The sequence below is a fragment of the Vallitalea pronyensis genome, assembly GCF_018141445.1.
Taxonomy (GTDB): domain Bacteria; phylum Bacillota; class Clostridia; order Lachnospirales; family Vallitaleaceae; genus Vallitalea; species Vallitalea pronyensis.
In genome coordinates, this window is the sequence record NZ_CP058649.1 from 3,590,975 (window position 1) to 3,611,570 (window position 20,596).

Sequence of the window (20,596 nt, forward strand, 5' to 3'; positions counted from 1 at the left end):
CCCCTCCTATTTATCTTTTGCTTTTTTTATTTTCATGGTGTTCATAGGCATTAATAATCTTCATAACCAATGGATGTCTTACAACGTCATGGCTGGTTAAATTAGCAATTCCAATTTCTTTAATATTTTTCAATACTTTAGAAGCCACTTCTAAACCGGACTTATGTCCAGAAGGTAAATCTTTCTGAGTTATATCACCTGTGATGACTGCTTTGGAGTTAAAGCCAATTCTTGTTAAAAACATTTTCATCTGGGCTGGTGTGGTATTTTGGGCTTCATCAAGCACAATAAAGCAATTATCTAAAGTTCGCCCCCTCATATAAGCTAAAGGTGCTACTTCAATCAGACCTTTCTCCATGTTCTTGAGAAAAGATTCTGCTCCCATAATCTCATAAAGTGCATCATATAATGGTCTGAGATAGGGGTCAATTTTACTTTGCAAATCACCAGGTAAGAACCCTAATTTTTCTCCAGCCTCTATAGCAGGTCGTGTCAGAATAATACGATTAACTTCATTGTTTTTAAAAGCCGTGATTGCTTTGGCCATAGCCAGATAGGTCTTACCTGTTCCAGCTGGACCTATACCAAATACAATCATTTTATCTCGAATAAGATCAATGTACTTTTTCTGACCTAATGTTTTAGGTCTAATTTGTTTTCCGTTTGGCGTAACGCAAACTAAATCGTTGTTTAATTGACTGATTTTTTCTTCTTTTTTTGTCTTAATCAAGGATAAGGTATAATTTACATTTTGCTCCGTAACCTCAATCCCCTTATTAGCCGTATCAATGAGCTGCTTAAGTACACGGTTTGCCGCATCGACATTATGGGTTTCCCCAACAACCTTCACTTCATTGTCTCGATTAACAATCTGTACGTCTAATTTATCTTCAATGATTTTCACATTCTGATCATATTGTCCAAATACACTAACAATGATATCATGTGGAATCTGGATCATCTTCTCTAAAGTATTCTTCATAGTGTTGCCTCCGTTCATTTTCTTCAAAGTATTTTTTTTCGCCAATTTTTTCAATAAGTACTATGATACCATCTGCTACGACTTTATGGGTTAATGTATCGAACGTAATATCGTGACTTGTGATTTGTTTATCCGATTCCGTTAACTCTTTCATATAGCGGTCGATGTTACCCTGGATTATGCTCTGTGCTTCATCTTGTGTGTATGTTTTCTCAATAACATTGTATTCCTTATAGGATGCTGTGTCAAAACGAACAGGCAAATAAAAGTTATCAAACAAACAAACTTCTTTGCTCGTATATATTTTATCATAATCTCTATATTTAATTCTAGGCTTAAATAGATTTATTTTATAATTTAACAGATGGATGGTTAGGTCTTGTTTTTCTCTATCTGTATATACTTTCTCAAAATACTTATAATCCAATTCGTCATGATACTCATAAACAGTCTTTATGAAAATATCCGCATCAGCATGAGCAAATTCAATGGCTTTAATCTCTTCAAGCTCTTTAATTTCTAATGTTCCTGAGACAAGTACATCCCCTTTTTCTACCACATCCCCTTTAACCACATGGGGTGTACCGGTTCGCGTAACAATGGACATGACAATACCCTTTTTATCGGCTACAATATCACAAGGTTTACTTAAATCTTCGATAGGCGTATTGAAACGCCCCTCTTCTATTCGCACCACTAACCTTGTCCCTTTCATTTCACAAGTTACCCAATTCATATAGCCGTATTCTTTTAATAATATTTTTTCAAGTTCACTACAACGCACATCTTTTTTCCACATCCCAACATAATGGGATTGTTCCTTAAGAAAACGCGTTAACTGACTGTCTGTATACATGGTATTACCTTCAAAATCAACTTTCCAAATAAAAAGTGATAAGAAAAAGACTATTGCCATACAAATGATAATGCCAAATAGAAATATCCTTCTTTTTCTAAAGATAAAGAAGCGAAAGGGTAAACCTATTTTCTTGGTTATTCTCACCTTACACCCTGTTTTCTTAACCAGCGGTCGGATGGTCATAAATCCTTTAGCACTCATACAGAGATTGAATCCATTATTTGTATGGGTTACATGCCATACGTATATGCCCTTATTGGCACATAGGTTAATGAATCGTTCAGGTGAAAAGCCACTTACATTTATAATAACATAGCCCCTCATATATTTCCATAATTCAAGAAGCAAATGTCACCCTTCTTCCATTATATTATAGTCGTAAATATTTCATTTATATTAGATTCTCTAATTTAATATGTTGAATGTGCCCTGTTACCTTAATCTCATCATCCGTTAGATATGTAATCAAAAACTTATTACCCTCTAACTCCACAAAACCATGTTTGGTTTTTATCTTAAGTTTGTTTTCGTCGTACTCTACTATACCCTTATAATTTTCAACCATCATTTCTCTTTTTCCTGTAAGGGTGATAATGGATTCACCAAGAGCTACATCTCTTGGCACTTCTAATATTTCTGCAAGATGAAATTTTTTATCGTTTATTTTCTCTTTTTTGAGTTGTTGTTTTTTCTTTCTTTTAATGGTTAATCATTCCTCTCGCCAGATCCTAAGCTCATGAAAACCTTATTCTCCTCCTTTATACATAAATATGACATATGGATATCTATTATTCTTCCGATATGTTGTTGGTATAAAAAAAGGGTTTTGGATACAAAAAAAGATGCACCAATACATTATCTAAAGACATGTTTTGATGCATCTGTTCTATGTTTTCTAAAACCTATATAAGCCTTTTGAGGTTAGAAAAAGCTGTTGATATAATCAACAGCTTTATTTTAAGATATTCCTAATTAATTCACTTACCTTTTTATTATCAGCTCGTCCTTGGATCTTCGGAATAATTGCTGACATGACTTTCCCCATTTCTTTCATGGACTCAGCACCAACATGCTCAATGGTTTCTTGAACAATGCCAGCCAATGCTTCATCTGATAATTGCTCCGGCAAATAAGTCATTAGAACTTCAATTTCTTTTTTTAAGTCCTCTACCATATCCATTCGTCCACTTTTTTCAAACTCAGGAAGACTAGATTTTCTCTTCTTGACCTGACTAACAATGATCTGAACAACATCTTCTTCTGTTAATTCAATCTGCTTGTCCTTTTCTTCTTGAAGAATAGCTGAACGAACTAATTGAATGGTATTTTTACGTAAAGTATCCTTTTCTTTCATTGCAGCTTTCATATCCTGCAACAATTGGACCTTTAATGACATAAATATCATCCTCAATTAAAATTTGCGTTTTCTTGCAGCTTCGGATTTCTTCTTACGCTTTACGCTTGGTTTTTCGTAATGCTCTCTTTTACGAATCTCTTGCATAATCCCCGCCTTTGCACAGCTTCTCTTAAATCTTCTGAGCGCGCTATCTAGGGTTTCATTATCTTTAATAACAATATTTGACATAGCCAACTCCTACCTCCCTCCAGTTGCAATTTGTGCCTACCACAACTCTTGGGGTATTAATTATCTAGCACTATATTAGATTATAACATATTCTAGCGATACGTCAATATATTTTTACTTAAGAGATGGTTTTTTTTCCTATGTGGCAAAACTAATGGAACGCGATACTGTATCGATAATCTTTATAGTTATAACTGGCTGTTGTATAACTTAATAAATGTTGATAGGCATAATCTTGTGTAAAGGTCAATCGTCCACGGCTATAATCACCTAACTCAATATCAAAATCAGATACATGATTAAGGACTTCATCTACAGGCAATATAGTCAGTTTTTCCGGATCTCTAAAAGTGCATGTAGGCATAAATGAAATACCTGTAAACTGGGGTTTATGATGCTCTATTTTTTTGAATGTCATCTCAAATATAACCCCTATATCTGTTTGAGATGGATAGGGTTTGGTATAGCGTTGGGACGATATAAAATTACCTAGAGAATAGATCACCAATCCTTTGCGGGTATCACCATCATCATTAACAATATCACGTATTTCAAAAGGTTGCAGCACATGGGGATGACTGCCCAATATAACATCTGCCCCTGCTTCAAACAGCCTGTCAGCCAAATTCTTTTGATGCACATTAGGATAGTTGAAATATTCATTGCCAAAGTGAATGGAAACGATGACAAAATCCGTACCAGACTCTCTGGCTTCCCTTACTTTATCCAACATAGCTTGTATCTTCACTTCATTATACATATCTAAGGTATTAATCAAGTATGGTTGATCAGCAGGTACTTCAAAGCCATTGGTACCATAAGTGTAAGATAAAAAAGCAAAATCAATACCATTGATTGTCTTCCTAAACAACGTATCTGCTTCTTCTTGGCTACGATACGTACCTACATGGTCAATACCTTGTTCATCCAAATAATCCAATGTTTGAATAGCACCTTCTGGATGACTGTCTAAGGCATGGTTATTGGCTGTTGAAACCATGTCAAATCCTGCATCTTTCATATTTTTTGCTAATATTTCTGGTGTATTAAAACAGGGGAAGCCTACATAACCTTTATAAGCATTTTCTGGTCTTAAGATACGCCCATTATCTTTTCCAGCTAAAGTTGTTTCAAGATTGCCTATGACATAATCCGCTTCATGTAAATACTTTTGAATATATTGAAAGGTATCTGTAAAGTCAAAGCTGTCTGTAGCTGCATCGTACCCCCGCCACAATTGCCATTTATGGAATATAATATCACCTACTGCAGCAATGGTAACTTCTTTTATCTCTTTCTTGACTGACTTCTCACGTATAGTTGTATCCTTCTTACTGTTCTCTTTATTTATGACTTCCTTTTTAGGTTGTTGGCTAAACGTCTCTACCTTGCTATGGTCTTGATGTATGGTATAAAACTGTTTATCACATCCTGTGGACAAACTGATAATCAACACCAACATCATTAGCCATCGTTTTTTTAACATGTTTATCCCTTCATTTCATATATATGTTTTTATATAAATAGCCTAGTATACATCATATGTTCTACTAGGCTATCTTTAATCTTATTATATGAGATAACTATCATTATAGCAATACAAAATGTCTGCAATGGATAATATCACTATCTATTTGCTAAGTTGAGCCATTAATACTTCTTTCGCCTTTTCTAAAGCATCATTAATTTTGTCTGGGTTTTTACCACCAGCCTGAGCCATATTCGGACGACCACCACCACCGCCGCCTACCACAGCAGCAACTTCACGAATAAGGTTACCAGCATGAGCCCCTGCTTTAATGGCTGCATCTGTAGCCATCGTCATGAGATTGACTTTGCCACCATTGGCTGTGATGAGTAAGATAACACCCTCACCTAACTTTTGCTTCAAACTATCTCCTAGATTTCTAAGACCATTCATATCCACATCGTTAATTTTAGCCCCTAAAAACTTGATGCCTGCAATATCTGATACCTGATCGAATAAGTCATCAGCTGCTCCTTTAGACAACTTAGCTTTTAATTGATCGTTTTCTTGTTTTGCGTGCTTGTTATCTGCCAATAATTGCTCTGCCCGTTTAACGAGCATGGCTGGTTCAGCTTTTAAGACTTTCGCAAGCTCTTTTATGAGGCATTCTAGTTCTTTATAGTAAGCAATAGCATGATTGGATGTTAATGCTTCAATCCTTCTAACACCTGCTGCTACGCCTGTTTCTGATAGAATCTTGAAAGTACCCGCTTCTGACGTATTGGACAAATGTGTTCCTCCACATAATTCAACACTGTAATCACCCATATTAACTACTCTAACTTTTGAACCGTATTTCTCACCAAATAACGCCATAGCACCCATTTTCTTAGCTTCATCAATGGTCATTTCTTGGGTTTTAATGGCAATACCTTCCATAATCTTAGCATTCACTTCATCTTCTACTTGTTTTAACTCTTCTTCTGTCATGCCTTGAAAATGGGTAAAGTCAAAGCGTAATTTTTCATCTGTAACTTGAGAACCTGCCTGTTCCACATGATTACCAAGAACATTTCTAAGTGCCTTTTGTAATAAATGTGTTGCACTATGGTTCTTAACCGTTGATTGACGCTGTTTACTATCTACCTCTAATGAAGCTTCTTGTGTGACATCAATCTTACCTTCAACAACATGACCCATATGACCAATTTTGTTACCGATTACATGTACCACATCTTCTACCTTGAACTTACCTGTTTCTGTAACGATATAGCCAGTATCAGCAGCTTGACCACCACTTGTCCCATAGAAAGGTGTTTCTGCAACAAAAATTGTACCTTTGCTTCCTTTTTCTAATGTGTTCACAATGGCATCTTCTGTGGTTAAAACACGTATAGGCGATGTATAGGTTAAGTGATCATAACCAACAAAGGCAGACGTGATACTTGGATCTATTTTATGATAGATGGTTTCTGCTGATCCCATGTAATTACTTTCTGCTCGTGCTTCTCTGGCACGGGTTCTCTGCTTTTCCATTTCATGATTAAAGCCTGATTCATCCACAGTCAGATTTTTCTCTTCAAGAATTTCTTTTGTAAGGTCAATAGGAAATCCATAGGTATCATAGAGTTTAAATGCTCGATCACCTGTTAGTTCCCTCTTACCCTCTTTATCCATTTCTTCCATATAAGATTTGAGAATACCCAAACCTTGATCAATGGTCTCATTAAACCGATCTTCTTCCAACGTTATTATCTTTGTAATATAGTCTTTCTTTTCCACGAGTTCAGGGTAAGCGTCTTTGGATACTTCAATAACTGTCTCACATAATTTTGCTAAGAATTTATCTTCTATGCCCAGTAATTTTCCATGTCTAGCAGCTCTTCTAAGAAGTCTTCTAAGGACATAACCTCGACCTTCATTAGATGGCAATATCCCATCGGATATCATGAATGTAACAGAACGCATATGGTCTGTGATAACCCGTATAGAAATATCCTTTACTGAATCGTCATTATAAGTCACTCCTGCCAAGGCACATACTTTTTGCAACAAGGCTTGGATGGTATCCACATCAAAGATAGAATCCACTTCTTGCATCATTAAGGCAAGTCTTTCAAGACCCATGCCTGTATCAATATTAGGGAAATCTAGTGGAAGATATTCCCCATCTTCTGTTTTTTCAAATTGTGTAAACACAAGATTCCAAAACTCCATGTAGCGGTCACAATCACAACCCACCTGACAATCTGGCGAATCACAACCATAAGCTTCTCCTCTATCATAATGAATCTCTGAACATGGACCACATGGACCAGTGCCATGCTCCCAGAAATTATCTTCTTTACCTAATCGAACAATCTTTTCTTTTGGAAGCCCGATATCTTCATGCCAGATTCTCTCTGCTTCGTCGTCATCAAGATAAACGGATACATAGAGACGTTCTTCTGGAATTTGCAGCACTTTCGTTACAAATTCCCATCCCCAAGCAATGGCTTCTTTTTTAAAATAATCACCAAAAGAAAAGTTCCCAAGCATTTCAAAGAATGTACCATGTCTTTGGGTTTTACCTACATTGTCAATATCCCCTGTACGAATACATTTTTGACATGTTGTAACTCTTTTGCTAGGTGGCACTTCTTGTCCTGTAAAATAAGGCTTAAGTGGTGTCATACCTGCATTGATCAACAACAAGCTCTTATCATTTTTAGGTACTAATGGGAAACTGTTCATTTTCAAATGTGCTTTACTCTCAAAGAATTCAAGATACATTTTTCTTAACTCGTTTAATCCGTAATTCTTCATATCTATTTTCCTCCATTTAATTAATACATATTTAAGTTTTAACTTTTTTATCTCCTTTGATTAATAGAGATAATAGGAATCTATTTCATCGGCTAAAGTCAGAGAACTTTCTTATAAGATTAAAAAAAAATCCTCGTCATAGCGAGGTATATCATGCTCTTTTAAAATTATAATGTTATGCACATGGTTTGTCAATATATACAGACGATAATTTTGCAGCTTACAAAATAAAAGAGACAACAACAGCAACAACGCCCATTACGCCATATATGATGGATTGAACAGCATTGTATTTTGAATCATCTATTCGCTTTAAAGTAGGCATTAATCTCTTTCTGAAGCCAAAGGCTTTTTTGAAGTTGAGTCCACCTGAAATGGTAATCTTAGTACGGTTATCACCAACCGTTTTTGTTAGCTTAACTTTCGTACCATCCTCCAACCTATACATGCAGTAATTAACATTTTTTATAGGATTAATGACTTTTAGTTCAGAGAAGCTATGTATCTTTTTACAAACACTTTCAAAATCCTTCCATACATACGATGTAATACCAATAACAGCTAAAGGAAGAACTGTAAAAAGCGGTACAACAATAATGGTGCTCATAAGTATAACAGGCCATTGCTCTAATCCACCTTCAACTAATGGCCGAACAATAATAGCTGTTATCAAGATATAAAGGGAAAAATCAAAAACTTCCACATTTCGTTTGTTCCGATATATATAAAACGATAAAAGTGCGTTAACAACCAGTGCTACGCCAAAAACAAGTATTAGACTTTTCATGGTATTACCTCCAGAATGTATTTTTTGTAAATGTTTATGCGGGCTTACGATATGCCTTAAGACGTTTTACCGCATGCCTTATTAGATGTTGAAACTTAAATGTATTTAACGCTTTTCGATACTTAATAGCTGAAATAATACCCAGTATTCCAAAACATACGGTTATATAACAATCTTTAAGATCAAATGTAAACAAGTTTTTGAGATAAATATAATCCAAGCTCCCATTCCAAAAAACTTTATCAATCAGTGAACACACTGTTCCGCTGATTAGTGCAATAAAAACCACACCAATCAAAGTATTTCCATATCGGTTATAATGGATATAATCATAAGCTAAGAGTGTCAAGAGCAAAGCCATAACAACCAGTACAATATGTGTTAACCGTCCAATTCCAAAGTCAAAAAGTGCATTAAAATAAGAATAAGCTGTATTTTGCATTGGTCTAAACCATACCAAATCGCTAATGATACGGATGTTGGCATTGAAATAATACTGATAAATAAAAATTTTAATTAACTGGTCAACAACAACCCATAAACCTATCCATAAATAAAATGTTCGATATTTTATATGCCTCACCTCTACATCTTTATTACTGTTCATAAATATACCTATTTTTCACCTTGTTATTCCACATAAATAACTCTCTTATCATAACATAAATTACGCATAACATCTAGCGTATTCTATATTCAATTATCATTCATCTATCTTGCACGTAAACAAAGGCGGTTGGATGCATTAAAATCAACCAACCACCTAAGATAACTTCTACCTGTAGTCCCTTTACTTTTCACCATCCATGCGAATACCCTGCATAAAATATTTATTCAACACGGTGTATATAACGAGAATAGGTAAAAGGGATATAAGGCTTGCTGCCATTACTTCATCCCATTGTGTGATACCCGAATACCGACTCATCATGGATTGAATACCCACTGTTAGTGTGTATTTTGATGGATCGGATAAATACAGTTTTGGCTTTAAAAATTCATTCCAGAACCCTAAGAAAATAAAAACTGCTTGGGTCGCAATAGCAGGTCTTGCAAGAGGCATGGAAATTCTTAAAAAAGTACCTAACCGTCCTAAGCCGTCAATAGCTGCTGCTTCTTCAATATCTTTTGGAAAATTAATATAAAATTGACGCATCATAACAATATAGGTGGCATTCACCGCAGCAGGAATGATAATCGCATTGTATGAGTTTAATAATCCTAAAGATTTAACAATAAGATAGTTGGGTATAAGAAGTACTTGTCCTGGAACCATTATGGAGATAAGCACCCCATAATAGACGAAGTGTTTTCCCTTAAAGTTTAATCTTGCCAATGCATAACCTGCCATGGAATTAAAAAACACATTAATAAAGGTTCCAATGGTACAGATAAAAAATGAATTAATCACCCAGCGAAGGAAATTAGGGTCAATCATAAAAAGCTTGTTAAAAGCTTGTATTGTAGGTTGTTTAGGAATAAGATTAAGCCCACCACCTGTTATTTCTTTATATGTTTTAAAGGATGCCGAGACAGCCCACAAAAAAGGAAATAAGGTGAATAACCCATAGATGATAAGCATACCGTAAAGTATCCATTTTATGTATTTTCTTTTTTTATTCATGTTCACTCAGCTCCTAATATAAGCTTTCTGACTTGTTTAATTTTTGCGCTATAAATGAAACCACAAACACCACGATAGATAACACAATGGACATGGCTGTGGCAAAGCCCATGGTATTGTTTTGACCAAAAGCATTCCGATAAATAAGTAGTGCAACGGTTAATGTTGAATTTTCTGGTCCCCCTGATCCATTTGAAAAGATATACGCCTGATCAAACATTTGAAATGTACCAATAATACCCATAAGCAACACAAATGTTGTAATAGGCTTTAATTGGGGTATGGTAATATGCATGAACTTCTGAAAACTATTAGCGCCATCCACATCAGACGCTTCATAGATACTTTTAGGTACTTCCTGTAATCCAGCCAAATAAACAGTCATAAAAAAAGGTACAGTTGACCATATGTTCATGGACATGATGACCTTTAGTGCAAATCTAGGATTATTTAGAAAATTAATGGATTCCCTAAGTATATTCATGTCAAGGGCTATTTGATTCACTGGCCCATTTAAACTAAATAAAAACATAAAAATCATTGTAAGTGCTGCACTGGATGTGAGTGTTGGTAGAAAATAAATGGTTCTAAAACCAACCTTACCTTTGATATTAGCATTAAGGACCGCTGCCATTACAAGGGCAAGTATCGTTTGAACGGGAACCACCACCGCTACAAAAGAGAGAATATTAATAAAAGCAATGCGCGTTTTGGTATCCGTGAAAATACGTTTATAATTATCTAAACCAATAAATTCATAATAACCTGTAAATAGATTTACTTTATGAAAAGAAATATACAGTGCAAATACGATAGAGGACATAACAAAGATACCGATAACGATCATTGCTGGTGACAAAAATCCTATGCCTTGTGCTGCCTCATATTTTTTTCTTTTACTTGCCATAAATCACCAATCCTTTAGACGTCAAGCTAGGAGCTGTCCATCATGCATTTTATTCATGGTTGCTTATTTGATGCATCATGACGCAAATGTATGATGGAACAGTTCCTACTTATGTACATTAGTTCGCTTCTATTGTTTTATTTGCTTCATCTTCTGCATGTTTAAGTGCATCTTCTAATGTACGTTCACCACTTATAACAGAAGGAATATAGTTTTTATATTCATTATTGATGGTATCCATGGTTGTACCCTTTTGCCAGGGTGTAGCGTATTCTGCACCTTTTATATGAGGTACTTTATAGATATCATCTGTCACTTTTGTAGCCTCAGTTACATCCATACGGGATGGTAATACACCAGCTCCAGTGGTCCAAGTAGACATACCTTCTATACCTGTTGCATATTTAATGAATGCTTTTGCTGCATCAACTTCCTTAGAAGCACTATTAATACCATAACCTACTGTAAATACCATGGTTCCTTGTTTCTCCTTAAATGTTGGTATTTCTATTACACCATAATCCATATCAGGGAAATTCTGTTGCAAGAAACCTAATACCCAATTTCCTTCAATCATAATGGCAGTTTTTTCATTTCCAAAGGCATCACCATTCCAGCCTACTCCCAAATCAGCAGGTGTTTTAATTTTACCTTCAATGGCTGCATCCATGAGAGGTTTTAGATTGTCTACCACTTGACGATCACCTAAGTTGGAATAAAATTCATCTTTTATAACCGATGCACCATCAGCCTCAGCGTAAAATAAATTTCTTGCAAGGTCTTGATTATAGGTCATGGATACAACATCTTGTGGCAATGTATCTTTTAACGTTGCAAGAAAGTCCCCCTGCCATAATTCTTCTAATGATGTTGGAATGTCGTCTTCATTGACCCATTTCTTATTATAATAGAGAGCCAGTGTTGAATAATCTTTGCTGATGGCAAAATATTGATTACCTTTTAGAAATGCATTTTTCAAAGAATCATAAAATTGGTCCAGTTGAAATTCTTCACTGTCCAATGGCATCAAAATACCTTGCCCAATATAAAAAGGTGCCATATAAGCATCAACATAAACAACATCAGGAGCTGTCTTTCCAATAAGTTCAGCTTGAAGCTCCGTATTATAATCGGAGTATATCCTCTCCTCTACCTTAATACCTGTTTTCACTGTGAAATCTGTTATCATTTGGTTAAACGCTGCTGTTTCTGCATCATTGCCACCCCAACGTCCTACCACAATTTGCTTTCCTTCTAAGCTTTGTTCTTCATGACTATCCGACGATTCATTTGTTGAAGCATTGTTTGAGTTATTGCTTTGACTTTCTTGTTTTTTCCCCGTACATCCTCCTAATAAACCCATTACTAAAATACCCAATAGTGCCATTGATAAAAATCTTCTCATTGTAAATCCTCCTTAAATTTATTGGGAAATATAAAAGTGATACGTTGCCTTTTCATCCATCATGGAAAGTTATCAAATCACAATCCGAAACGTTTCGGTAAAAAGATAAAAAAAATACTTTTGTGCATAATATATAAATAATAAAACATCCGAAACGTTTCGGCAGGTATATTATAACATGCTTACGCTCTTTCTTTCAAGTATTTTATGTTGTAATATTATATTTTTTTTATATGCTTCTTTTTTTATCATCTTTAACAGCTGTTCGGCAGCTTTTTCCCCCATGATATAAAAATCCTGATCCACGGTTGTAAGAGGAGGTGTCATATGTTCGGATAAAGGAATGTTATCAAATCCGATGATGGATATATCTTCTGGTACCCTGAGGTTTAATTGTCTAACTGCTTTCATAGCTCCCAATGCCATCATATCGCTGGCACAAAACAATGCTGTCATTTTTGGATATTTTTTTAATAAATCCATTGTTTTTGAATAGGCTTTATCTTCAAGATAATCGGCGTACACAATATAGTCATGATTTACAGCGATTTTATTGTTTTCTAGGGCTTTCGTATAGCCTCTGTACCTTTCAAGTGATACAGCTGCCTCTCTTCGTCCATTAATCATCCCAATATGTGTATGCTGATGCTGAATTAAAAGCTCTGTGGCTTCTCTTGATGCTTCTAAATTATTGATGGATATACTACTGGTGTTCTCCCCTTGGGCAAGTATATCAATGAGTACACATGGCAGGTTACTTTCCATTAACTCATAAAAATAGGGGTCATCCATTTTAATGCCATTTAACACCGCACCACCTATATTATGCTCTTTGCAAAATTGGACATAGGTCTTTTCTCTTTGATGAGCTGAACTGGTGGTGTACAAAACAACCTCATAATTCACGGACTCCGCATAACGATACATACCACTTAATAAACGATAAATAATATTATCTTTTCCCCCATCTGGCTCCAGTCCAGAAAGAATAATAGCCAGCGTATTGTTCTTCTTCTTCACAAGATTTTGTGCTGAGCGATTAGGTACATATCCTATTTCATTTGCAATATCAAGTATTTTCTTTTTTGTAACAGCGTTTACATCATCATAATCATTTAATGCTCTGGATACCGTTGTAATGGAAACACCTGCTTTTTTTGCAATGTCTTTAATGGTTGCCAATTCTATCACTCCAACTTCTTTATTTTATTTCTTAAATTCTATCATAAAAGAATTTTTTCTTCTAGTTAAAATATAGAAAGGTTGAGTAAGTGATATTATTTGCTTTAGGCTAAACCCGCAGCAACCTTTACACTTGCTTGGTGGGTATAATCAACGGCTCCGTCTTTATGTCGCGTACTGTTTGCAAAGTGAATATCAAAGTGACCATTAAAATTGTTATTGGTTATTTTTTGGATGCTATGAGGCATGAATGACATGGATGCAGCCAAACGCCTACCACTTACTTCAATGATGACAGGTCGTGTTTTCCAAGAATAGCCTCCCCATATGCTTTTTGCAATTGCTGTATCACTAGCAGTTAGTGGCTCACAATCGGCGTGATTAGCACCTATGGTCCTTTTAACATTAAATGTCTTACCCGTATGGTAATCTCTAACTTTAGCTATTTTATTGATGGTAAAAACGTATTGAGCCTCACTCCACCAATCTAAATACTCACCATACTTATAGGATGATACTTGCTTTACAGGTACATGGTGAACAGGCACTTTAATAATCTGGCCAATACGCAACTGTGTATTTTGGTTAAATCCATTTGTCCGAATCAGTTCTGACTGAGGAATCCCATAATCGACGGATATGGACCAAAGATTTTCGCCAGCTACAACTTTGTGACTCACATAATGCACAGATGCTTTTGCTGCTGTTGCCGTACCTTTTAATACAAGTATTTGACCTGGATAGACTGTATTACTGGTTAAACCACTCAACCGCTTAATGGTATCGATAGGTACTTTATAGCGGCTTGAAATACCCCATAAAGTGTCTCCCTTAGATACTTTGTATTTATTTGGTACGTAAGTGGATGATGTACCACTGACTTTTATATTTTGACCCACGTAGATTAAGTTGCTACTTAGGTTATTCAGTTTTTTTAGCTGATTGACCGTGGTGCCATATCTTTTGGCAATTTTGTATAAACTGTCACCGCTCATGACTTTATGTGTAATGCTAGTGCTGGCTGCACGTACATTGACCGTGTTAACCAGTGGAATGGCTGTCACCAGCATGGAACCCAACATAATTTTACACAGGGTTACTCTCAGCTTTGGAAAGCGTTGATCAATTGCATCTTTAATGGTATGGTACAGATTTTTTTTCGTTTCATCGTCCGCTTGACTTAGCTCTTTGGCAAATTCAGCTTCATATGCATTTAAATAAATAACAAGGGTGTATTCGCCATTCTTCTCTTCAACCAGATGGTAATGATTAATAAAGTCCATAAGTTCCTCCTTTTGATGATGCTTACGCCAATAGGTTGTATCAGTATTCCATCTTAGGTTTTACATTATGGACTCAAATTATTGCATTATTTTGTGTTGCAACGACTTAATTTTTTAACCATCCTAGGCCTGATAACAAACTCAGAAAAAAAAGTGTTCTACCGGATCGTGTCAATAAGTTAAAACTTAAATAAAGTTCAAGCGATATAAGTAGGAATTTTGGTAATACTGATAGTAAGTCTATTGGAAAAAATACATGAGGAAGTGAAAGATATGAAACACAATCAATTGTTGAGTTGTCCTAATTGTGGCTCATGCAAGTTACTAGCCAAACACAAAACATCGTTTGTTTATTCCTACCGCCTAAATGTTCAAGAAATGAACCATCTGGATCACCTCTCCTTTGAATTTGATAATCGTGAACGGGGTGAATCCAGTCAATATCTTGAATGTGAAAGGTGTGGCGCTACTATTCCCTGTGAATTTCATCTTGACCCGGATGACTTTGATTTTACTATCATGCAAAAAGCCATACGTTCTGACCATACCTCGAAGCCTGAGTTCTTAGGATAAGGAGATTATTATGCAATTATCAAGAAACCTAGATGAGAACATAAAAGAAATCAATAAGATACTACCCATTAAGAAAAGTTTTGATATCATTGGCAGAGGTGTTACCTTTGGAGAAACAAAGGGCTATATCACCTTTGTGGATGGATTTGCAAAAGACGATATTATGTTATGGCTATTAGATCAATTACAAGATTTAACGGATGCTGAAGCATCAATAGATGGTTTGCAGCGCTTCATTGACAAACATATTGGCTATATTGAAGTGGAAACCTTTCAAGATTTTGATACACTCCAACTATCTGTTTTATCAGGGGCTGTTGCCTTAGTGTTGGATGGTCAAAAGGATGGTATCATCATTGATGCAAGAACCTACCCTGCAAGAGGGCCTGAAGAACCTGATTTAGAAAAAGTAACCCGAGGTTCTAGGGATGGCTTAGTGGAAACTGTCGTTTTTAATACTGCTCTTATACGTCGGCGGGTTCGTGATGCCCGTTTAATTTTTGAAATGAAAACTGTTGGCAAACGTTCCAAAACAGATGTCTCCATTGGCTATATTGCTGACATGGTAGACGACGACTTACTGACAACACTTCATGAAAAAATTGATCGTATTCAGGTAGATGCCTTACTCATGGCTGAGAAATCCCTTGAAGAATTAATCATTAAGAAAAAGTGGTTCAATCCAATGCCACAGGTGCGTTTTACAGAGCGACCTGACGTGGTAGCTGCTCACCTATTAGAGGGGCATATTGCCATTATTGTCGATACTTCTCCAAGTGTTATGTTGCTGCCTACAACCTTTTTTCACTTCACCCAGCATTCAGAGGACTACTACCAAAACCCCCTTGTGGGCACTTATACCCGATGGATTCGTTTTCTTTCAATTATCATAGCAACGGTCCTATCACCATTGTGGTTAATGTTTGCTGAAAACCCTTCGTATCTACCTGACAGTTTAGCATTTATCGGTCCAAAAGAAGTAGGCAATATACCTATCTTTATTCAATTTATCATTTTAGAATTGGGGCTGGATATGTTACGGATGGCGTCTATTCACACGCCCAATACCCTATCCACTTCACTGGGTATTATTGGGGGGTTAATCCTTAGTCAATTTGCTGTAGACGTAGGCTGGTTCATTCCTGAAACTATTTTATACATGGCTATTACTGGTATCTGCACATTTGCCACACCAAGTATTGAATTTGCTATGGCCATACGCTTATTCCGATTATTTTTACTTCTTTTAACGGGTATCTTTGGTTTATATGGTTTTTTGGCTGGTTTAATTATTATTCTTTTAATCATTGTCACTACCAAAACCTTTAGCGGCATTCATTATACTTGGCCTCTGTTTCCACTAAACGCAAAAGCATTAAGTCATGTAATGCTTCGAAAGCCTATCATTGAAATCAAACGTAATAGTAAGAAATTCCATGATGTGGATAAGCTAACAAAAAAATAACCATACAGTAATGTGCATGCAATTAAGGGGCTGTCTCAATAAAGTAACATAACGTCAATGTATTAGAGGACGTTAAAGTCTGGCAAGTCAGATTTGCTTTTATGAGACAGCCCCATATCAGAACTAGTGACGAATTGCTTCAACAATCAATGGCAGGTGTTCATAATGATAAGGTTTTCGTTTAAAATTACCATAAAAATGAATAGACGTATAACCCAGTTCCAACAACATCTTTTCCAGCTGATCTTTTAATAAAGGATAAAGATATATTTCATTGGAGATTACATTGCCTGTGTCCTTCACCGTTAGCCTTGTTTCAAATATGAGGCGTTCATCACGTACTTGTTCTGAATAAAAGCGTTCAAATTTGATATGTTCATTATCAATTAACGGTAATGCTTTCATGTTTGTGTCCAGTATATAGTGATAATTAAGAATCTGAATCATCAGTTTACCACCTTTTTTTAGCACATAGGTGATATTTTTTAAAGCAGAAAATATTTCTTCTTGGTCCGTTAAATGGACAAGTGTATTGCCAAAACATATCACCTTATCCATTGTCTCTTTTTTTAATATATGATCCATATTTAACATGTTCATCTCAAGATAGGTGACATGCTCATAAGCATTGTCCTCATTAGCACGTCGTATCATATCCGTATCAAGGTCAATGCCTAAGACCTGACTGCATCGGTCTGCAATAGCCTGGGATAATAATCCGGTAGCACACCCTATATCAAGGACATTTTCACCTGACTCTTCTGGAATTGCCTGTAACACAAAATCTACCATGGGTTTTTTTAAAGGAAAAATATGATTGTACCATGGCGAAATACTTTTATAAAATGCCATTGTTTCACCTCCAGTAACTGTAGTATAACACTATTTCTCTAAGTGTTTCCAGAAACTTTTGATTTCTTCAATGTTAATAATCGCATCATCCAAGCTTTTTACCCGTATACAGCCTTTTAATCGATCCATACTATGTCGGATACTCACGATGTCATCTCTTTCTATACTAAATTGAATCCTCTCTTCCACTTGATACCAAGCATCATATAAATCATCATAAATATCCATGGTTCTATTCCATTGTTCATTTTCAACAGCGGTATCTAACGCGTTAAGATACTTCTCAAAATCATCCCTATCAGAAAAGGATTGTTTGAGCAAATTCCCTGAATTCATAATAAAAACAAAGATACCTAGAATGATGCAAACAATTGTAATCATTAAACCTTTTCTTACAGCCATTTGGTTCATCTAACCACTTCCATCCTATTGTTTATTTCAATTCTGTTACTTATCATAGGCATGATCCGCATACAAGTCAATATACAAATCACCAGCACTGTTTAACATGGCTGTATAGACTTCTGTGATACTTCTAATGCCTTTATTCAGAAGCTGTTGTTCTAACCATCGGTGATCTAGATTTACTTTCACCAGATTATGATTAAGGATAATACCATTGTAGATAAGCTGGGTACTAAGCCCTTCATATTCTGTTTGTATCTTCATGACCTTAGGTGTCAACGGCTGCTCTTGTGATTTTAATAATACGGTGAGCTTGCCATTGGTCTCAAGAACAGCAAACTCCACTTTACCAATATCAAACACGTTGTTACCGCGTAATTGCTCCAATAAATCGTAGAGACTGTATCGAATTTTCTTAAGGGTTTCTTCCATGATTTTTCCATTAGCAATTAGCACTTGAGGTCTTCCATTAATATACGTGCTGGCTCTTGGAAATCGGTTCGTTATGACTTGGAATAGATAAACCATAAAAGCCCATACAACAAGCCCTACCCAATGAGGCCATGCTGCTGAACTTAGATCCGTTGTAAGTGTTGATGCCATTGAACCAATTGTTATGCCAAGAACATACTCAAATAGCGATAGCTGACTGATTTGTTGTTTACCTAAAAATCTCGTGAAAATAAGGAGTGAAATAAAACCTATAATCCCTCGAACAACAACCACTAAACCTTCATTCATATTCATCACCTCAAAAATAGTATTTGCTAAAATAATAATATTATGATAATCAAACCAAAAAAGAATCATAGGCTCACGTATTATATGAGAAAGCATATGATATAGAGTAAGGTTCACAAGAACACTGTATTGACAAAAATTAACCAGCTATCTCATCCTTGTGTTGATGGCTCTTTTTAATAACCTATAAATCGTAATTGAAATAATATCCGTATCATGAGGGGGGCTTTCATGGACAATTACCCTAATCAAAACAACTATAAACACCTTGTAGAAGGTACAGATATACGTATCCCTCTATCCAATGGTCGTTATACAAACGAAATTAATTTCGATAATGCAGCTACAACACCTCCACTAAAATCTGTTATGGAGGCGATTAACAACTTTGCTCCTTGGTATGCATCGATACATCGTGGTACAGGTTACAAATCCAAGCTATCATCGGAATTCTATGAAAATGCCAGAAAAACCATAGCTAAGTTCATCATGATGGATATGGACTATTCCACCGTTATCTTTGTTAAAAATTCTACAGAAGCTCTTAACAAGATTGCACATAAACTTGGACATGAAAATAAAGGTGGCATTGTTCTATCATCCTATATGGAACACCATTCCAATGATTTACCTTGGCGTAAATACTTTCGTGTTAAATATATTGATTTGGATACCAATGGGAAACTGGATATACAAGATTATGAACAAAAGTTAAGACTGTACAGCGGTCAAATAAGATTAGTAGCTGTATCAGGGGCTTCAAATGTGACAGGCTATAAAAATGACATTCATTACCTAGCACGATTAGCCCATAAATACGGTACCAAAATTCTAATCGATGGTGCACAATTAATTCCCCATTCACCCATCAACATGCAACCTGCTTACGATAATGAACACATTGATTATCTTGTATTTTCAGGTCATAAAATATACGCTCCATTTGGAACAGGCGTTCTCATTGCTCCGAAGAAAACCTTTAAACATGGCCCACCAACTTATGTAGGTGGTGGTACTGTTAAAATTGTAACACCTCAGTATGTCATGTGGGATGATGTGCCCTATAAGGAAGAAGCAGGAACCCCTAACATCATGGGTGTGGTTGCGTTGGATGCTGCCCTAAAAACGTTGAACCGATTAGATATGCACCATCTTGAAGAAATGGAACTGAGTCTTACCCAGCATGCGCTTAACAAACTTAATAAAATAAAAGATGTGATTATCTATGGTAATTCAAAGAACTGCATTGACCGCATAGGTATCGTCACTTTTAATATAAAAGGTTTACATCATTCCATTGTGGCTAACGCACTTTCAAAAGAAGCAGGTGTTAGCGTAAGAAGTGGTTGTTTTTGTGCACAACCTTATGTGCAAAAATTACTCCGAATATCCCATAAAGAAATGGATGCCCATCGTCGTAATCCAAATTTACCTCACCCAGGTATGGTCCGGATCAGTTTTGGTCTGTACAATACAATGGATGAAGTCGATAGATGCATTGACTTTATTGCCAAATTAGCAGATAATAAAGCTTATTATCAGAAGAAATATCCTTGTCATTATTTCGAACTATCAAGTTCAGCAAGGTACTAGTTTCTCCCTCTTTTCAATATATTAAAAGGAGCTATAAACAAAGCACTTGGCTTTGTTACAGGCTCCTTCTTTTTTCCATA

20 protein-coding genes are annotated in these 20,596 nt (G+C 35.8%); 3 read left to right on the forward strand and 17 right to left on the reverse strand.

The window, feature by feature from the left end; translation table 11 throughout:
- Window positions 1-10: 10 nt before the first annotated feature.
- The 14 genes from HZI73_RS15135 to HZI73_RS15200 all read right to left on the reverse strand — a co-directional run bounded on the left by HZI73_RS15135 (window position 11) and on the right by HZI73_RS15200 (window position 14,887).
- Window positions 11-982, reverse strand: a complete 972-nt coding sequence (locus HZI73_RS15135; protein ID WP_212694218.1) for a PhoH family protein — start codon at window positions 980-982, stop codon at window positions 11-13.
- Complete coding sequence (gene yqfD / locus HZI73_RS15140) at window positions 942-2,165, reverse strand: sporulation protein YqfD (protein WP_212694219.1); 1,224 nt, start codon at window positions 2,163-2,165, stop codon at window positions 942-944. The genes HZI73_RS15135 and yqfD overlap by 41 nt, the downstream gene beginning before the upstream one ends.
- Window positions 2,166-2,232: 67 nt before the next feature.
- Complete coding sequence (locus tag HZI73_RS15145) at window positions 2,233-2,466, reverse strand: YabP/YqfC family sporulation protein (protein WP_212694220.1); 234 nt, start codon at window positions 2,464-2,466, stop codon at window positions 2,233-2,235.
- A 327-nt stretch (window positions 2,467-2,793) separates the two neighbouring features.
- Window positions 2,794-3,237, reverse strand: coding sequence for a GatB/YqeY domain-containing protein (locus tag HZI73_RS15150; protein ID WP_212694221.1), 444 nt, complete (start codon window positions 3,235-3,237; stop codon window positions 2,794-2,796).
- Window positions 3,238-3,252: 15 nt separating this feature from the next.
- Window positions 3,253-3,426, reverse strand: a complete 174-nt coding sequence (rpsU, locus tag HZI73_RS15155) for a 30S ribosomal protein S21 (RefSeq protein WP_212694222.1) — start codon at window positions 3,424-3,426, stop codon at window positions 3,253-3,255.
- Between the two features lie 151 nt (window positions 3,427-3,577).
- Window positions 3,578-4,912 (reverse strand): CapA family protein, encoded by a 1,335-nt coding sequence (locus HZI73_RS15160; protein ID WP_212694223.1) that lies wholly within the window; start codon window positions 4,910-4,912, stop codon window positions 3,578-3,580.
- Between the two features lie 144 nt (window positions 4,913-5,056).
- Complete coding sequence (gene alaS, locus HZI73_RS15165; RefSeq protein ID WP_212694224.1) at window positions 5,057-7,699, reverse strand: alanine--tRNA ligase; 2,643 nt, start codon at window positions 7,697-7,699, stop codon at window positions 5,057-5,059.
- A gap of 220 nt (window positions 7,700-7,919) precedes the next feature.
- Entirely contained in the window at window positions 7,920-8,486 is a 567-nt protein-coding gene (locus HZI73_RS15170; RefSeq protein WP_212694225.1) for a hypothetical protein, read from the reverse strand.
- Window positions 8,487-8,520: 34 nt separating this feature from the next.
- Window positions 8,521-9,093, reverse strand: coding sequence for a signal peptidase II (locus tag HZI73_RS15175; protein WP_212694226.1), 573 nt, complete (start codon window positions 9,091-9,093; stop codon window positions 8,521-8,523).
- A gap of 183 nt (window positions 9,094-9,276) precedes the next feature.
- A complete protein-coding gene (locus HZI73_RS15180) occupies window positions 9,277-10,110 on the reverse strand; it encodes a carbohydrate ABC transporter permease (protein WP_212694227.1) in 834 nt (277 codons plus the stop codon).
- Window positions 10,111-10,123: 13 nt separating this feature from the next.
- A complete protein-coding gene (locus HZI73_RS15185) occupies window positions 10,124-11,017 on the reverse strand; it encodes a carbohydrate ABC transporter permease (RefSeq protein WP_212694228.1) in 894 nt (297 codons plus the stop codon).
- Between the two features lie 118 nt (window positions 11,018-11,135).
- Complete coding sequence (locus HZI73_RS15190) at window positions 11,136-12,422, reverse strand: extracellular solute-binding protein (RefSeq protein WP_212694229.1); 1,287 nt, start codon at window positions 12,420-12,422, stop codon at window positions 11,136-11,138.
- A 171-nt stretch (window positions 12,423-12,593) separates the two neighbouring features.
- Window positions 12,594-13,604, reverse strand: a complete 1,011-nt coding sequence (locus HZI73_RS15195; protein WP_212694230.1) for a LacI family DNA-binding transcriptional regulator — start codon at window positions 13,602-13,604, stop codon at window positions 12,594-12,596.
- A gap of 104 nt (window positions 13,605-13,708) precedes the next feature.
- Window positions 13,709-14,887 (reverse strand): LysM peptidoglycan-binding domain-containing protein, encoded by a 1,179-nt coding sequence (locus HZI73_RS15200; RefSeq protein ID WP_212694231.1) that lies wholly within the window; start codon window positions 14,885-14,887, stop codon window positions 13,709-13,711.
- Between the two features lie 273 nt (window positions 14,888-15,160).
- Here HZI73_RS15200 and HZI73_RS15205 point away from each other — a divergent pair, with 273 nt between their 5' ends.
- Together HZI73_RS15205 and HZI73_RS15210 are read left to right on the forward strand one after the other, a co-directional pair.
- Entirely contained in the window at window positions 15,161-15,460 is a 300-nt protein-coding gene (locus HZI73_RS15205) for a hypothetical protein (protein WP_212694232.1), read from the forward strand.
- 10 nt (window positions 15,461-15,470) lie between these two features.
- Complete coding sequence (locus HZI73_RS15210; protein ID WP_212694233.1) at window positions 15,471-16,925, forward strand: spore germination protein; 1,455 nt, start codon at window positions 15,471-15,473, stop codon at window positions 16,923-16,925.
- 123 nt (window positions 16,926-17,048) lie between these two features.
- Here the strand turns inward: HZI73_RS15210 and HZI73_RS15215 are convergent, their stop codons facing one another.
- Genes HZI73_RS15215 through HZI73_RS15225 form a run of 3 tightly spaced genes read right to left on the reverse strand, consistent with a single transcriptional unit; the run spans window position 17,049 to window position 18,923 of the window.
- Window positions 17,049-17,777, reverse strand: a complete 729-nt coding sequence (locus HZI73_RS15215) for a class I SAM-dependent methyltransferase (protein WP_212694234.1) — start codon at window positions 17,775-17,777, stop codon at window positions 17,049-17,051.
- A 30-nt stretch (window positions 17,778-17,807) separates the two neighbouring features.
- A complete protein-coding gene (locus HZI73_RS15220) occupies window positions 17,808-18,188 on the reverse strand; it encodes a DUF4363 family protein (protein ID WP_212694235.1) in 381 nt (126 codons plus the stop codon).
- A gap of 36 nt (window positions 18,189-18,224) precedes the next feature.
- Window positions 18,225-18,923 (reverse strand): DUF421 domain-containing protein, encoded by a 699-nt coding sequence (locus tag HZI73_RS15225; protein WP_212694236.1) that lies wholly within the window; start codon window positions 18,921-18,923, stop codon window positions 18,225-18,227.
- A gap of 231 nt (window positions 18,924-19,154) precedes the next feature.
- Here HZI73_RS15225 and HZI73_RS15230 point away from each other — a divergent pair, with 231 nt between their 5' ends.
- Window positions 19,155-20,516, forward strand: a complete 1,362-nt coding sequence (locus tag HZI73_RS15230; RefSeq protein WP_212694237.1) for an aminotransferase class V-fold PLP-dependent enzyme — start codon at window positions 19,155-19,157, stop codon at window positions 20,514-20,516.
- Window positions 20,517-20,596: the final 80 nt, after the last annotated feature.

What these genes read in the sequence shown, in the direction of transcription:
- HZI73_RS15205 (WP_212694232.1), top strand. Translation starts at nt 15,161, where the DNA reads ATGAAACACAATCAATTGTTGAGTTGTCCTAATTGTGGCTCATGCAAG.
- HZI73_RS15225 (WP_212694236.1), bottom strand. Translation starts at nt 18,923, where the DNA reads ATGAATGAAGGTTTAGTGGTTGTTGTTCGAGGGATTATAGGTTTTATT.
- HZI73_RS15150 (WP_212694221.1), bottom strand. Translation starts at nt 3,237, where the DNA reads ATGTCATTAAAGGTCCAATTGTTGCAGGATATGAAAGCTGCAATGAAA.
- yqfD (WP_212694219.1), bottom strand. Translation starts at nt 2,165, where the DNA reads ATGAGGGGCTATGTTATTATAAATGTAAGTGGCTTTTCACCTGAACGA.
- HZI73_RS15170 (WP_212694225.1), bottom strand. Translation starts at nt 8,486, where the DNA reads ATGAAAAGTCTAATACTTGTTTTTGGCGTAGCACTGGTTGTTAACGCA.
- HZI73_RS15230 (WP_212694237.1), top strand. Translation starts at nt 19,155, where the DNA reads ATGGACAATTACCCTAATCAAAACAACTATAAACACCTTGTAGAAGGT.
- HZI73_RS15185 (WP_212694228.1), bottom strand. Translation starts at nt 11,017, where the DNA reads ATGGCAAGTAAAAGAAAAAAATATGAGGCAGCACAAGGCATAGGATTT.
- rpsU (WP_212694222.1), bottom strand. Translation starts at nt 3,426, where the DNA reads ATGTCAAATATTGTTATTAAAGATAATGAAACCCTAGATAGCGCGCTC.
- HZI73_RS15190 (WP_212694229.1), bottom strand. Translation starts at nt 12,422, where the DNA reads ATGAGAAGATTTTTATCAATGGCACTATTGGGTATTTTAGTAATGGGT.
- HZI73_RS15135 (WP_212694218.1), bottom strand. Translation starts at nt 982, where the DNA reads ATGAAGAATACTTTAGAGAAGATGATCCAGATTCCACATGATATCATT.
- HZI73_RS15160 (WP_212694223.1), bottom strand. Translation starts at nt 4,912, where the DNA reads ATGTTAAAAAAACGATGGCTAATGATGTTGGTGTTGATTATCAGTTTG.
- HZI73_RS15210 (WP_212694233.1), top strand. Translation starts at nt 15,471, where the DNA reads ATGCAATTATCAAGAAACCTAGATGAGAACATAAAAGAAATCAATAAG.
- HZI73_RS15175 (WP_212694226.1), bottom strand. Translation starts at nt 9,093, where the DNA reads ATGAACAGTAATAAAGATGTAGAGGTGAGGCATATAAAATATCGAACA.
- HZI73_RS15215 (WP_212694234.1), bottom strand. Translation starts at nt 17,777, where the DNA reads ATGGCATTTTATAAAAGTATTTCGCCATGGTACAATCATATTTTTCCT.
- HZI73_RS15200 (WP_212694231.1), bottom strand. Translation starts at nt 14,887, where the DNA reads ATGGACTTTATTAATCATTACCATCTGGTTGAAGAGAAGAATGGCGAA.
- HZI73_RS15220 (WP_212694235.1), bottom strand. Translation starts at nt 18,188, where the DNA reads ATGAACCAAATGGCTGTAAGAAAAGGTTTAATGATTACAATTGTTTGC.
- alaS (WP_212694224.1), bottom strand. Translation starts at nt 7,699, where the DNA reads ATGAAGAATTACGGATTAAACGAGTTAAGAAAAATGTATCTTGAATTC.
- HZI73_RS15180 (WP_212694227.1), bottom strand. Translation starts at nt 10,110, where the DNA reads ATGAATAAAAAAAGAAAATACATAAAATGGATACTTTACGGTATGCTT.